Annotated in this window: 13 protein-coding genes; 9 read left to right on the top strand and 4 right to left on the bottom strand. The window is 36.3% G+C overall.

What is annotated here, in order from left to right:
• The first annotated feature begins 167 nt into the window (after nucleotides 1-167).
• On the top strand, nucleotides 168-1,322 hold the full coding sequence (locus tag ACY0M5_RS04150; RefSeq protein WP_461630900.1) for a Fic family protein: 1,155 nt from the start codon (nucleotides 168-170) through the stop codon (nucleotides 1,320-1,322).
• A 70-nt stretch (nucleotides 1,323-1,392) separates the two neighbouring features.
• On the opposite strand, the gene sucD is transcribed toward ACY0M5_RS04150, so the two are convergent.
• A complete protein-coding gene (sucD, locus tag ACY0M5_RS04155) occupies nucleotides 1,393-2,271 on the bottom strand; it encodes a succinate--CoA ligase subunit alpha (RefSeq protein WP_461630901.1) in 879 nt (292 codons plus the stop codon).
• A complete protein-coding gene (gene sucC / locus ACY0M5_RS04160) occupies nucleotides 2,271-3,440 on the bottom strand; it encodes an ADP-forming succinate--CoA ligase subunit beta (protein ID WP_461630902.1) in 1,170 nt (389 codons plus the stop codon). Before sucC ends, sucD begins: the two co-directional genes overlap by 1 nt.
• 470 nt (nucleotides 3,441-3,910) lie before the next feature.
• On the opposite strand from sucC, the gene ACY0M5_RS04165 reads away from it, so the two are divergent.
• From ACY0M5_RS04165 to ACY0M5_RS04200, 8 genes are all read left to right on the top strand, one after another.
• Nucleotides 3,911-4,306 carry a YbjN domain-containing protein gene (locus ACY0M5_RS04165; RefSeq protein WP_124994404.1) on the top strand — a complete coding sequence of 132 codons (396 nt, stop codon included), beginning with the start codon at nucleotides 3,911-3,913 and terminating at the stop codon, nucleotides 4,304-4,306.
• Nucleotides 4,307-4,326: 20 nt separating this feature from the next.
• The gene (locus tag ACY0M5_RS04170) at nucleotides 4,327-5,031 is read left to right on the top strand and encodes a PspA/IM30 family protein (RefSeq protein WP_461630903.1); all 705 of its coding nucleotides are present in this window, start codon (nucleotides 4,327-4,329) and stop codon (nucleotides 5,029-5,031) included.
• A gap of 30 nt (nucleotides 5,032-5,061) precedes the next feature.
• Nucleotides 5,062-5,598, top strand: a complete 537-nt coding sequence (locus ACY0M5_RS04175) for a DUF4178 domain-containing protein (protein WP_461630904.1) — start codon at nucleotides 5,062-5,064, stop codon at nucleotides 5,596-5,598.
• Nucleotides 5,599-5,673: 75 nt separating this feature from the next.
• A complete protein-coding gene (locus ACY0M5_RS04180) occupies nucleotides 5,674-6,465 on the top strand; it encodes a hypothetical protein (protein WP_124994401.1) in 792 nt (263 codons plus the stop codon).
• A gap of 96 nt (nucleotides 6,466-6,561) precedes the next feature.
• Nucleotides 6,562-7,434, top strand: coding sequence for a DUF350 domain-containing protein (locus ACY0M5_RS04185; RefSeq protein WP_461630905.1), 873 nt, complete (start codon nucleotides 6,562-6,564; stop codon nucleotides 7,432-7,434).
• A 110-nt stretch (nucleotides 7,435-7,544) separates the two neighbouring features.
• Nucleotides 7,545-9,086: a polyamine aminopropyltransferase gene (locus ACY0M5_RS04190; RefSeq protein WP_461630906.1), complete on the top strand. Its 1,542-nt coding sequence runs from the start codon at nucleotides 7,545-7,547 to the stop codon at nucleotides 9,084-9,086.
• Between the two features lie 131 nt (nucleotides 9,087-9,217).
• A complete protein-coding gene (locus tag ACY0M5_RS04195; protein WP_156195376.1) occupies nucleotides 9,218-9,568 on the top strand; it encodes an S-adenosylmethionine decarboxylase family protein in 351 nt (116 codons plus the stop codon).
• Between the two features lie 10 nt (nucleotides 9,569-9,578).
• Nucleotides 9,579-10,604, top strand: a complete 1,026-nt coding sequence (locus ACY0M5_RS04200; protein ID WP_461630907.1) for a potassium channel family protein — start codon at nucleotides 9,579-9,581, stop codon at nucleotides 10,602-10,604.
• Between the two features lie 7 nt (nucleotides 10,605-10,611).
• On the opposite strand, the gene rnhA is transcribed toward ACY0M5_RS04200, so the two are convergent.
• Complete coding sequence (gene rnhA / locus ACY0M5_RS04205; protein WP_124994397.1) at nucleotides 10,612-11,070, bottom strand: ribonuclease HI; 459 nt, start codon at nucleotides 11,068-11,070, stop codon at nucleotides 10,612-10,614.
• A 459-nt stretch (nucleotides 11,071-11,529) separates the two neighbouring features.
• Nucleotides 11,530-13,707 (bottom strand): S46 family peptidase, encoded by a 2,178-nt coding sequence (locus tag ACY0M5_RS04210; RefSeq protein WP_461630908.1) that lies wholly within the window; start codon nucleotides 13,705-13,707, stop codon nucleotides 11,530-11,532.
• Nucleotides 13,708-13,806: the final 99 nt, after the last annotated feature.

Below are 13,806 nucleotides of genomic sequence, written 5' to 3' on the forward strand. Positions count from 1 at the left end.
AGTAAAAGATCAAAACAACAAGAGAATAAACCTTGTGTATCCCTTTAAAAATGGCATGTATAGATGTATCTAAATTTATAAGTAAGATGCATGGTTTTGCTTCTTGTATTAGTTTTTATTAAATTATTAATACTTTTAACCTGAATAATAATTCCTTATTCAATTATATGAGCGTTAAGCTGAATAAAAAAACCGGAGGAGATTTCGTTTATCAAAGTTTTAAGGAAGGCTACAAAAGTGTTACGCCCTCTTTAATTAACCGTTCATTTGAATGGAACGACAAACAAATAAATATACTTTTAGAGTCTGCCATGCTTGAATTGGGGGAGTTAAATGCCTATTCTAAATTTTTCCCCGGAATCGATAATCATATTCCTTTATTTATAGCTCAGGAAGTTATTGCATCGAATTTAATTGAGGGAAATAAAAGTGACCTGTATCAAGTTTTCGTTCCTGATGTTTCTCAATCGTTTAAAAGTCAGTATGCACAAAAAGAAATAGTGAATCATATTAAAGCGATTCACTGGGGTGTAAATGAACTGCAAAAGTTTCCATTGTCAGTTCGTTTGGTGAAAGAGGCGCATAAAATCCTGTGTTCCGATCTTCCTGCCAAGGAAGAATTTGGTGGAAAGTTAAGATCGTTTTTTCATGCTCATGAGAATTCTTTTGAAGAGGAGTCGAATTATTCGCCACCCAATAAACATGAATTGAAAATATTAATTAATGATGGTAAAAAATTCTGGAGAAATGACGATTTGGAATTACCACAGCTCATTAAAATGGCTATTTCTTTGTATCAATTTGAAAATATTCTGCCTTTTTTGGATGGAAATGGAAGAACTGCCCGTATTTTAATTTTGTTTGAGACTATAAGTTTAAAATTTGTGGCTCGTCCAATCTTCTGTCTATCCGTTTTTTTTGAAAAGAATCGTTTGGAATATTATCACCGTCTGAATCTAATACGTTCAAAAAATGATATTGAACAATGGATTAAATTTGTACTTACCGGGGTAAAGGAAACAGCTTTGCATAGTAAGAATCTTTTGGGAAATGTAGAAGGTCTTACTAAGTATTATGAGTCAGTCATTGAAGAAAAAATGAGTAAAAAAAGAAAGCAATCTGCCAAACAATTGCTTTCAGAGTTTTATTCGAGCCCATTTATGTCTGTTAGTGATGTGAAGGAAAAATTGCAATTGAGTTTTCAATCGGCGAACTTACTGGTAAAAGAGTTTGAAACACATAACATTCTTAAAGAGTATGCCGGTGCCCGCAGAAACAGAGTTTTCTATTTGTGGGAATATTTAAATTTATTTGAGTTGTAATAAAATAGATGATATAAAAAAAGAGCTTGATTCACATTTGAATCAAGCTCTTTTTATATTTGTGAAGTTCTTATTTACCTAAAACTTCTTTCATTTTCTTACCAATATCCGCAGGAGATTTCACAACATGAATTCCGGCGGCAGCCAGGGCTTTCATTTTTTCTTCGGCAGTTCCTTTACCACCGGCAATAATAGCGCCGGCATGGCCCATTCGTTTGCCTGGAGGCGCAGTTTGACCTGCGATAAATGCAACAACCGGCTTGTCCACATGTTTTGCGATGTAAGCCGCAGCATCTTCTTCATCCGATCCGCCAATTTCGCCAATTAAAACAATGGCTTCGGTTTTAGGATCTTCATTTAAAAGCTTTACTGCATCAAGGTGCTTGGTTCCTATAATTGGATCGCCGCCAATACCAATAGCTGTTGATTGACCTAATCCGGCTTCGCACAACTGATGAACAGCTTCGTAGGTTAACGTTCCTGAACGGGAAATAATACCAATTGTACCTGGTTTGTGAATAAATCCCGGCATAATTCCGATTTTAGCTTCGCCCGGTGTGATAACTCCCGGACAGTTGGGGCCAATCAATGTTGTTTTTGGGTATTTTTTAAGATACTCATGAACCTTTAACATGTCCAAAGTAGGAATGCCCTCAGTGATACAAACAACCAAAGCAACACCTGCTTCTGCAGCTTCCATAATAGCATCTGCAGCAAATGGTGGCGGAACAAATATTACAGATGCATTTGCACCGGTTTTTACTACAGCACCTCTCATGGTGTTGTGAATCGGAATTTTATCCATGAACAGCTGACCGCCTTTTCCAGGAGTAACACCGGCAACTACATTTGTTCCATATTCTATCATTTGTTGGGTATGGAAAGCCCCTTCAGAACCAGTGATTCCCTGAACCACCAGTTTAGTATTTTTATCAACTAATACACTCATTATGCTTCAATTGTTTTAAGGGTGGCTACTACTTTTTCGGCAGCATCCCGCAATTCTGTTGCTGCAATAATATTCATTCCTGATTCTTCCAAAAGCTTTTTACCTTCTTCAGCATTGGTTCCTTGTAAGCGAACCACAATCGGCACTTTAGTATCAATATTCTTTATGGCTTCGATAACTCCTTTGGCAACCCGGTCGCAACGAACAATACCACCAAAAATATTAATCAGAACAGCTTTAACGCTGCCATCTGAAAGGATAATTTTAAAGCCTTTTTCAACTGTTTCTGCAGAAGCAGCTCCTCCAACATCAAGAAAGTTAGCCGGTTCACCACCAGTTAGTTTAATAATATCCATGGTTCCCATTGCCAGTCCGGCGCCGTTTACCATACAACCAATATTTCCATCCAGTTTAATGTAATTTAAGCCTGATCTGCCTGCTTCTATTTCTAAAGGCTCCTCTTCATCTAAATCGCGAAGAGCAGTAATGTCTTTATGACGATACAATGCATTATCATCGAAATTAGCTTTTGCATCCAAGGCAATAACATCACCTTCTTTGGTTACAACCAATGGGTTGATTTCAAAAATGGAAGCATCAGTTCCTATATATGCTTTGTAAAGAGCCATCAGGAACTTAACCCCGTTTTTAAAGGCATCTCCGGTCAAATTTAGAGCAAATGCCATTTGTCTGGCTTGAAATGCTTGTAAACCAACAGCGGTATCAACGGCAACTTTTACAATTTTCTCAGGAGTTTCTTCTGCAACTTTTTCGATTTCCATTCCCCCTTCGGTTGATACCATAAAGGTAACTTTTGAGGTTGCACGATCCATTACAATTCCGGCATACAACTCACGATCAATATTCGAAGCGGCTTCTATTAAAACTTTCTTCACCAAATTTCCTTCCGGACCAGTTTGGTGCGTTATTAGAGTCATTCCTAAAATATCGTTTGCGTAACGAGTTACATCCTGAGCTGTGGGTGCAAATTTAACACCTCCGCCTTTTCCTCTTCCACCTGCGTGGATTTGGGCTTTTACAACTACGGGCAGACCAATTTCGGCAGCTGCTTTTTCAGCTTCCTGAACCGAAAAAGCAATCTTGCTTTCGGGAACAGGTACACCAAACGACCGTAAAATTTCCTTTGCTTGATATTCGTGAATCTTCATTATTACTAATTTTTTGTTAGGCTTGGAAAAGACCTGCTATTGATCTGTGTTTATTGTTTTAATTGATTTTGAACAAGTAAGCAAGTCGGTAGCTATTAATTATAAATGATTAATTTTTTGACGAACCTAAATATATAAATATCTGCATGAAATAAAAAGTACATTTACTGTAAATTTAAAAGAGTTTTGAATCTTTTTATTTTCTGAATTTTTGAAGTACCTGGAATGGTTAAAAATTAACTGAACTTAGTTGAGAACAGAAAAACATGTAAAAACTTCCATTTATCGAATAAAATGAAGATTCTCCCTATAAAATGAGGGAAGAGACTCTCATATTTAGTAATTTCAAATTCAAAGCAAAAAATCCATAATGTAAAGGATGTTTATCGAAATGTGGCCAATGATGGTAAATATTTTATTAGGTTAATTATTTGTTTTAATTTTAATCAGAAATTTAAAAGCACAGAAAAATGAGCACATATTATAACAAGGTAAAAGATTACCTGTTGAATTTAGAATTCAATATTATTAAAGAAGATAAGACAGAAGAGCTGTTTGTGGTTGAAAATCCGGAAGGTGGAATTGCAAATCTGATTGTTGATTGTGAAGACCCGATTTTGATTGTTGAAGGTGTATTGTTTGAGCTGACAGATGATAATCCTGAAATTTATAAAGCTTTACTGAAAAAGAACAGAGAAATTATTCATGGTGCGTTTGTTCTCGACGGATCAGGAAAAAAAGTTCTTTTTAGAGATACTCTTCAGTTAGAGAATTTAGATCAGAATGAATTAGAAGCAACACTTAACTCATTGGAAATGTTATTAAGTGAGTATTCGGAAGAGATTATTTCATATTCAAAATTGTAACCTAATAAATCAATATACAAATGGGAGTTTTTAGTAGATTATTCAACGTGGGCAAAGCAGAAGCTCATGCCGCTATAGATAAGTTAGAAGATCCAATTAAGATGACCGAGCAGGGAATCAGAGATCTGAAAAATGATTTGGATAAGAGTTTACAGGCTTTAGCAGAGGTTAAGGCAATGGCAATTCGCAGCAAAAGAGAATTAAATGAGCAAAAATCAGTAGCTAAAAACTACGAGCAAAAAGCAATATTATTATTGCAAAAGGCAGAAAGAGGCGAGCTTGAGATGTCGGAGGCTGAACGTTTGGCAACCGAAGCCTTGGCAAAAAAAGAAGATGCTGTTTCTACCGCAACAAGATCGCAGGAAGAAGTGATTAAGTTTGATGCCAATATTAGCCAATTAGACACGAATGTAAAGAAGTTGAAATCGACAATTACTCGTTATGAGAATGAGTTGAAGACTTTAAAAGCTCGTGCCCGTGTAAGTCAGGCTACTCAAAAAATTAACAAACAACTTTCCGGAATTGATAGTTCGGGAACTGTTGGGATGTTGGAGAAAATGAAAGATAAAGTGGCGCAGCAAGAGGCAATGGCCGAAGCATATGGCGATATTGCTTTTGAAAATCGTAGTTTGGATGATGAAATTGATGCAACTTTAAACGAAAGCAATGTGAAAGCATCCAATGCGTTGGAAGAGTTGAAAGCGAAAATGAAGAATAAAGAATAGCTGTTTTTACAAATTTGAACGAAATTAAAAATGGGATTTACCGATTTTTTTAAACGGAAACAGCCGAAGTATGACAGCACCAATATCCGGGTTACCGACCTGGATGTTGGTTTTGTTTTTGAATACGATCTGGATAGTTGGGAAGTGCAGGCGGGTTATGAGTACGATTGGGGGGATAATTATTTCTCTAAAGAATACAAGATTAACAATGGTAGTAAAACACTTTTTCTTTCGGTTGAGGAGGACGATGAAATAAGTCTTTCCGTTTGCGATAAGGTTAAGGTTCGTGAATTAGGCGAGAATGTACTTGCTGATTTGCTGTCTAAGCAAAAGCCTCCAATGACTTTGTTTTATAAGGATAAAAAGTATTTCTTTGAACAGGAATCACCGGGTTATTTTAATGATAAAGCCCGTGGAGAGGATTGGGTGGAATTTATTTCATGGGATTTTGTTGATGAATCCGGAGAATATATTGTTACCATTGAGCAATGGGATGAAAAAGAATTCGAAGCTTCGGCCGGTAAGGCAATTAAGGAGTTCGAAATATCTAATATTTTACCTAAATAAGTTAGTAAGAGTTATTAGTGAAAAGCATCTGACTTTCATTGATAACTCTTAACTCGTAATTATAAACTACAATTTATGAACACAGTAACTAAAGTAATCATTGGGATTATTGTAGTGTTTTTTATAGCAAAGACTTGTGGACGATCAGGATCTTCCTCCTCTTCTTCAGTTGCAGAAACATGGCAAAAATCTCCCGTTGATAATTTGATTAAGGAGTTGAATAATGAACAGAACTTCTCGATAATTCTATTCGATATGGACGCTAGTGAAGGTTCTGACAATTACCGTCATCAATATCAGGTGATTATTCAGCGTCCGGACACGGTAGTAGAACAAAAAACCACTTGGAAAAAAGTGAGCGAGCCGTTCTTTTCTCAGAATTTGAATAATATGGGAATGGAAATTGTTTCTAAAAAGGATGGGGTTGTGACCAAGCAGGCTGTACCTGCAGGATACAATCACTATGTTGGAAATGAGAAATACGGACGATGGGAAAATCGGGGAGGATCTTCTTTCTGGGCGTTCTACGGACAATATGCTTTCATGTCGCACATGTTCAATATGGGATCGTACCGACGTTCGTACTGGAATGATTATCGAAGCGGTGGATATTATGGAAGTTCAAGAGGATATTACGGCCCTCGCGGAAGCAGTCCTGTTTATGGAACGAAATCTTATACCTCTTCCGGTTCGGGAAGCAGCAGTAAGTGGGGAAGCAAGCCTTCCACATTTAAGGATAAGGTTCGAAGTAGAGTAAGTCGTTCTTCAAGTTCAAGCAGTGCAAGATCTTCACGCAAAACAACAAGAAGTTCATCAAGATACCGCACAAGTTCAACACGCTCCCGCAGCGGTGGATTTGGAAAATAATTTTTGACGTAACGAGTATTAGTCCATAGTCTTTAGGCAAAATGCGATATTTCTATTTACTAACTACTAATTACTAATGTACTAAAACAAATACTTATGATATCATTATCAGAAATTTCGTTTATCGTTTATGATGCTGTGGTTTATATCATGGCAGCATTTGTCATTTTCCTGATTGGAAAATTTATTTATCAATTGCTTCACCCTTCTTTTAAAGTGAAAGAGGAGTTGGTGAAGAAAGATAACTTTGCCTTTGCCATTTCTCATGTAGGATACTATATCGGCTTATTGTTTTCAATAGGAAGTGCAATCGTGGGACCATCAAATGGTTTGGTAAATGATGTGATTGATATTGCCGTTTACGGTTTATTGGCCATCGTACTTTTGAACATTTCTATATTTTTATCTGATTATTTAATACTTCGAAAATTTTCAGTTCGTAAGGAGATTATTGAGGATCAGAATGCCGGAACCGGTGTTGTAGAAGGAGCAGTTTCGGTAGCATCAGGTTTAATTATTTTTGGAGCCGTTTCGGGCGAGAGCGAAGGACTTTTGTTTGGGATTCTTACAGCCGTTGTTTTTTGGGCATTTGGTCAAATTGCTTTAATTGTAACTACACGTATTTATAATTGGATTACTCCATACAATTTGCATGAACACATCGAAAAAGACAATGTTGCTGTTGGAATTGGTTTCGCCGGAGCTATAATTGCGATAGGAAATTTGATTCGTTTTGGGTTAACCGGAGATTTTGAAGGTTGGTTGCCAAGTTTTACCGAAGCTGGTTTTGAGCTTGTTGTGGGAATTATTCTATTGCCGGTTATGCGTTTAATAACAGATAAGATATTACTGCCGGGTGAACGGTTAACCGATGAAATTATTAATCAGGAAAAACCCAATGTTGGAGCTGCTTTAATTGAAGCATTTGCTTATATCGGTGGATCGGTTTTAATCACATGGTGCTTATAAAATTATGAATTATAAATGTTGAATTATGAATTAAAGATCATGAGTTGGATAATGTCGGTTTGTGCATTCCAATTCATGATCTTTAATTCGTAATTCATAATTCTCTGAAAGTGTTCAAGAATAAATCAACATTATTAAAAGCGGCAATTTTTGCTACAGGATTTTCAGGTGTAGTGGCAGAGTATATTTTGTCCACTTTGGCACAGTATTTCTTAGGTAATTCTGTTTTTCATTGGGTGATGATTATCTCACTCATGTTATTCTCAATGGGTTTGGGTAGTCGAATTACTAAGAATTTTGAGACCCGTTTATTGAAACGTTTTCTGATCTTAGAATTTGTGTTATCGTTCATCGTTTCGTTTGCTGCTTTACTGGTTTATACGGCTTCTGCATATACTCAATCGATAGGAATTCTTATTTACAGTCTGGCAATTTGTATTGGATTGTTGATTGGAATGGAAATTCCTTTGGTGATCCGCATTAACGATGATTACGAGAAATTAAGGTTCAATATTTCGAATATTTTAGAGAACGATTACTATGGAAGTCTGCTTGGAGGGATATTTTTTGCCTTTATCGGATTACCCGTATTTGGATTGATTTATACTCCTTTTATTCTTGGGTTTGTAAATTTCTCTGTCTCGATTGTGGTGTTGATTTTTCTTTGGGATCTTTTGAAATCCTCAGAAAGGCAAGCCTTGATTGTCTTAGGCACATTTGTCATGATTTCGCTGACAACCGGGGTTTTTGTTACCGATCCTATCATTAAATATGGCGAGCAGCAAAAATATTCCGACAAGGTAATCTTTGCGGAGCAAACTAAATATCAGCGTATTGTAATTACGAAATGGAAGAATGATTACTGGCTGTACCTAAATGGTAACGAACAGTTATGTACGCGTGATGAATTGATGTATCATGAGCCTTTGGTTCATCCTGCAATGAGTTTGCATCCAAATCCGGTTAACGTGCTGGTATTAGGTGGTGGTGATGGTTGTGCTGTTCGGGAGATTTTAAAATATCCCAAGGTTGAGAAAATCACCTTAGTTGATTTGGATCCAGCCATGACCAAATTGGGAAAGACGAATCCCATCTTGACCAAATTGAACCAAAACTCGCTGAATAATGCAAAGGTTGAGGTATTGAATGATGATGGTTACAAGTATTTGCTGTCGAATGATGATTATTATGATGTAATAATTATTGATTTACCAGACCCGAGAGGTGTAGAACTGGGACGTTTGTATTCGCATGAATTTTATAAACTTTGTTATCGTCATTTACGTCCCGGAGGTGTTATTGTAACTCAGGCAGGCAGTCCTTATTTTGCAACGCAGGCATTTTCGTGTATTTTAGAGACAATGAAAAGTGCAGGTTTCCAAACAGTTCCAATGCACAATCAGGTGATAACTTTAGGCGAATGGGGGTGGAGTTTAGGGGTAAAACAGCCTGCTGATACCAATGTGAAAAAGCAATTGCAAAATATCGAGTTTCATATACCAACACGTTGGATCAATAAGGAAGCTATGACCTTGATTACATCTTTTGGTAAGGATATTTATCCTTGGGAAAAAGACAGTGTTTATATCAATAGAATTCATGAACCTGTGCTGTATAAGTATTATTTAAAAGGCAATTGGGATCTTTATTAATAATAAATCAGATTTGAATTATTATTGAAACAGAATCCTCAACAGAGAAAATGTACTGATAAAACAGAGGTAGAAATAATCAGCTTTTATCTTATACAATCATAAAAATCAGCGTCTAAAATTAGTGTCGAATGAAGACGAAAACAAAAATATTAGCAGCAAAAATTCACAATCTTCGATTTTGGGTTTCCGAATGTGAACCCAAGGTTTTGCAAGCTCAGTTCCAAGATTATTTGGAGCAGGTTGGCTTTGTGATTTTGAATTTTACCGATCATCATTTTCCGGTTCAGGGATATACTGCTTTTTGGTTGCTTGCTGAATCACACTTAGCCATTCATACTTTTCCAGATAAAGGATGGTCGTATGTTGAGCTGAGCAGCTGCAACCAGAAAAAATCAGAAGATTTCCGAAGTTTGGTAAATGCCGGTAAGCTTGACATTAAATGGAACGGTGATGGTGTAGAGATTTGTGTACCTGAATAAGTAGAATCACATGAAGAAAAGGCTAAGTATTTTTATTGCATTTTTAATATACGTAATTGCCATACTGGGAATTAAATATTTTGAGGGGCAATCGCCTGATTCAAATATCAAGACAGTTGGAGATGCTTTTTGGTACGCCATTGTAACTCTTACAACAGTAGGATACGGTGATTTTTATCCGGTAACATTTGCGGGTAAAATTATTGGTTTACTTGTGATTATTGGAAGTTTGGGAATATTGGGATTTGTTATTGGTGAAGTAACTGTTAGATTTAATCAGTATATGGAAAAGAAAAAAAGTGGTTTCTGGGGAAGTGATTTTGATAATCATTACATTATTATTGGCTGGAATGAATTTGGACAAAAAGTAGCGAGCCAAATTATTCAGGCAGGACAAAAGGTAGCTTTTGTAACCAATAATAAAGCTGATCTGGATTTAATTGCTGATTTATATCCTTCTAAAAATACATTTAGTCTTTTTGCTGATTACTCCAATGTTGAAGCTTTAAGTAAAGTGAATGTTGAGCGTTCAAAACGAATATTTGTGAATTTCGATGACGATTCGGAAACCTTGGTTTTTGTGATCAACTTAAAGAAAAGATACCCTGAGGCAAATATTGTTGTTACTTGTTTAAACCCTAGTTTGAGGGAAACTTTTGTGAATGCTGGTATTGTTCATGTAATTGCACAGAGTGAAGTTGCTTCAAAATTGGTTGCATCTTACTTGTTCGAACCTTATGTAGCCACCTATACCGAAGATTTAATTTCTACAAGTGTTGCTGATGAAGATTCGGACATTCAGCAGTATATAATTACAGAAGAATGCGATTTTTCCGGTGAGGAATATATGGCTGCTTTCATGAAACTGAAGCTGGATTACAACGCAATTTTGATTGGGATGGTGAAGGAGGGCAGGTTAATGAAGAATCCGCCAAAGGGAACAATGGTTGCAACGGGTGATTACTTGATTTTAATCTCCAGCGGAGAAACGAAAAAGAATCTGGAAGATTTCTTTGGCGTGAAGGAAGGTGAATAAAGCTGAATTATTCAGGATTATAACCAACATCATCGGGAAGATTTGGCGCTTGGGAAGCCATAACCGCTAACTGATCGGCACGTTCGTTGCCCGGAATGTTAGCGTGACCTTTGATCCAAACAAATTTCACATTGTGTTTTTTGTAAACTTCCAGGAATCTCATCCATAAATCTGCATTTTTTTTCCCTTTAAAGCGCTTTTGCACCCATCCAAAAACCCACTTTTTCTCTACAGAATCAACCACGTATTTCGAGTCGGAGTAAATAGTAACATCACAACCGGGTGTTTTTAATGCCTCCAGTCCAACAATAACAGCCATCAGTTCCATTCTGTTGTTTGTAGTAAGCTTAAATCCCTGATTTAAATCTTTTCGATGCTTTCCCGAAATTAAAACTACACCATATCCACCCGGTCCGGGGTTTCCACTTGCAGCTCCATCAGTATACATGGTTATTTTAGTCGACATATTATTGGTTTGCGGTTTTCAAATCAAAAGTAAGAAAAAATGAGATGCAGAAAGGATGTATAAGAAAATTGGCTGTCGAATTTGTTCCTGATTTTTTCAAGTTGTAAGCAACTCAAATTATTTTGTAAATGGTGTAAGATGATTTTGGATAAGGAAAAGAGATTTCAGATACTGGTACACACCAATTGGTGTATGCTTACTTACTATTTTCGCTCTGCTTACTGCAACTTTTTGCATTGCTTACCGCAAATTTTTGCGGTAGTGTTCGCAATTTATTGCGATAAGCAGGCAAGAACAGACTATTAAATTTGGATATTTTAATTTCTCCTTTGTATCCTTTAAAATCCTTAAAAAAAGGATGTCCGAAAATTCGAACATCCTTGTTAATCTATTTTGATATGATTTTAAAATTATCATGTAAGTCAATCTAATTACTCACATCTAAAATCTCAGTACTATTTATTTCACAATAGTCATTTCGTCAATCAGATTTTGAGCACCGGCAAACTTATCAATAATGAAAAGTGTGTAACGAATGTCAAGATTGATACATCTTTGCAGATTTTCTTCAAAATCGATATCACCTGACATGGCTTCAGAGTTACCATCAAAGGCAGTACCGATTAACTCACCGTTTCCGTTAATTACAGGAGACCCTGAGTTACCTCCGGTAATGTCACTGTTGGTTAAGAAACAAACAGGTAAGTTGCCGTTTTTATCGGCATACTGACCAAAGTCTTTTTTATTGTACAGCTCTTTTAGTTTAGCAGGAACAACAAACTCATCATTTGTAGGATCTTCTTTTTCCATTACCCCTTTAAGAGTTGTGAAATGTTTATAGTAAACACCATCTTTTGGAGTGTATCCACCAACATTTCCGTAAGTTAAACGGATAGATGAATTTGCATCCGGAGCCAGATTTTTCTTTTTATTGATTTGCATTAAACCATCAACAAACAGGCGTTTCCCTTTTTGCAGTTGATCAGATCCTTTTGATAATTCAGTTCTAATCTCTTTGTATTTAGCAATGATTGAGTTACCTATTTTGAAAGCAATATCATTTTCAAGAGTTTCCAGTTTTGGGTCATCTAGAAATTTATTGAAACTTTCAGATGTAGCAAAAATGGAGTTTGAATAAACGTCAGAAGCTAATTTGTTAAAGTCGTTGTTGTATTCTTCGCTAAAAGTTTTGAATATCTCCGGCTGTTGATCTGCCGGAATATTCTCTGCGTACATTTTGTACATGCCGGCCATTAGTTTTTCATCGGTTGGAGCATTGTAATCTTTATAGAAACCTTCAGCGGCTTGACGGTAACCAGTAATTGCCTTTTCAATTGCCGTTGTATCTGGAGTTTCAGCCTCAAGTAACGATTTTAGACCTCCTAGTTGAATCGCAAAAACAGGCATTTCCGCACCACTTAGCAAAGCTTCTCTTAAGTACGAACTGGCATTCATTACTTCTTTACGTTCTGCATAAACCTGAGCAATCATTTCAAGAGCTTTTCCATATTTAGCTTCTCTTTTTGATTTTTTATTTGCCCATTCAAGATATTCCTTTTCAATTTCTTTTTTGTGCCCCATTGTATTCAACTTTGTAAGGGCTTTGTTTTGCTCGTTTGAATATTTCCAATAGTTGGCACTCTGAGCATGTTTGGCCGCATATTGAATACGAACTTTTGCATCTTTAAGCATATCTTCCTTCATAATATCCAATTTTAAAGTACGGATATCGTAACGGTTTTGGTTGGTGATTTTCATTGTTTCTTCCAAACCAAAAGAAGTAAGATAGCGGTCGGTAGTTCCAGGGAATCCCATAATCATTGCAAAATCCTGTTCTTCTACGCCTTTGGCAGAAACAGGAAGGTGATGATTTGGTTTTAATGGAATGTTATTATCCGAGTAATCAGCAGGTTTTCCATCAGGTCCTGTATAGATTCTGAACATAGAGAAATCTGCAGTGTGACGCGGCCACATCCAGTTGTCTGTATCACCGCCAAATTTACCCATTGATTGTGGAGGAGCTCCAACTAAACGAACATCTTTATAAATTACATATACGAAAAGGAAATATTGGTTTCCTTCAAACATGCTTTTAACATTCGCTTTGTAATCTGTTCCTTCTTCAGCTTTTTTCTCCAATTCTACGGCAACTTTTTCAATTGCTTTGTAGCGCTCTTCCTCAGTCATTTCGTCATTCACTGCCGAAAGAACTTCTTTCGATACATCTTCCATGCGAACTAATATAGAGGCTGTAACACCTGGATTGGTGAGCTCTTCATTTTTATCGTAAGCCCAAAATCCATCTGAAAGATAATCATGCTCTGTTGTAGAGTGTGATTGAAGAGCACTGAATCCACAGTGATGATTTGTAAGAAATAAACCTTGATCAGAAATAATTTCACCAGTACAGAAATGACGGAATGGTCTTCCTTCAAATCCTAAACCTACAATCGCATCTTTTAAACAACTTTTATTGATGCTGTAAATATCATCGGCAGATAATTTTAAACCTTTTGCCTTCATTTCGGCAACGTTCTTATTTAATAAAGATAAAAGCCACATGCCTTCATCTGCTTTTGCATTGGAAAAGCTAAGTAGTAAGCTTAATCCCAAAATTAATGATGCAAATTTTCTCATTTGATTTACTTTAAATTTTTAATATAACCAAACCGGTTTTTGGTAAACCAGAATGGTTATCAGTTGTTATAAGTATTTAGTCGAATAGCAAAGTTAATA

The organism is Labilibaculum euxinicum, assembly GCF_963678175.1.
In the GTDB taxonomy this organism is placed as follows: Bacteria; Bacteroidota; Bacteroidia; order Bacteroidales; family Marinifilaceae; genus Labilibaculum; species Labilibaculum euxinus.

Excerpts from the sequence above, each read along its gene's own strand:
- ACY0M5_RS04150 (WP_461630900.1), top strand. The coding sequence starts at position 168 with ATGAGCGTTAAGCTGAATAAAAAAACCGGAGGAGATTTCGTTTATCAA.
- sucD (WP_461630901.1), bottom strand. The coding sequence starts at position 2,271 with ATGAGTGTATTAGTTGATAAAAATACTAAACTGGTGGTTCAGGGAATC.
- sucC (WP_461630902.1), bottom strand. The coding sequence starts at position 3,440 with ATGAAGATTCACGAATATCAAGCAAAGGAAATTTTACGGTCGTTTGGT.
- ACY0M5_RS04165 (WP_124994404.1), top strand. The coding sequence starts at position 3,911 with ATGAGCACATATTATAACAAGGTAAAAGATTACCTGTTGAATTTAGAA.
- ACY0M5_RS04170 (WP_461630903.1), top strand. The coding sequence starts at position 4,327 with ATGGGAGTTTTTAGTAGATTATTCAACGTGGGCAAAGCAGAAGCTCAT.
- ACY0M5_RS04175 (WP_461630904.1), top strand. The coding sequence starts at position 5,062 with ATGGGATTTACCGATTTTTTTAAACGGAAACAGCCGAAGTATGACAGC.
- ACY0M5_RS04180 (WP_124994401.1), top strand. The coding sequence starts at position 5,674 with ATGAACACAGTAACTAAAGTAATCATTGGGATTATTGTAGTGTTTTTT.
- ACY0M5_RS04185 (WP_461630905.1), top strand. The coding sequence starts at position 6,562 with ATGATATCATTATCAGAAATTTCGTTTATCGTTTATGATGCTGTGGTT.
- ACY0M5_RS04195 (WP_156195376.1), top strand. The coding sequence starts at position 9,218 with ATGAAGACGAAAACAAAAATATTAGCAGCAAAAATTCACAATCTTCGA.
- ACY0M5_RS04200 (WP_461630907.1), top strand. The coding sequence starts at position 9,579 with ATGAAGAAAAGGCTAAGTATTTTTATTGCATTTTTAATATACGTAATT.
- rnhA (WP_124994397.1), bottom strand. The coding sequence starts at position 11,070 with ATGTCGACTAAAATAACCATGTATACTGATGGAGCTGCAAGTGGAAAC.
- ACY0M5_RS04210 (WP_461630908.1), bottom strand. The coding sequence starts at position 13,707 with ATGAGAAAATTTGCATCATTAATTTTGGGATTAAGCTTACTACTTAGC.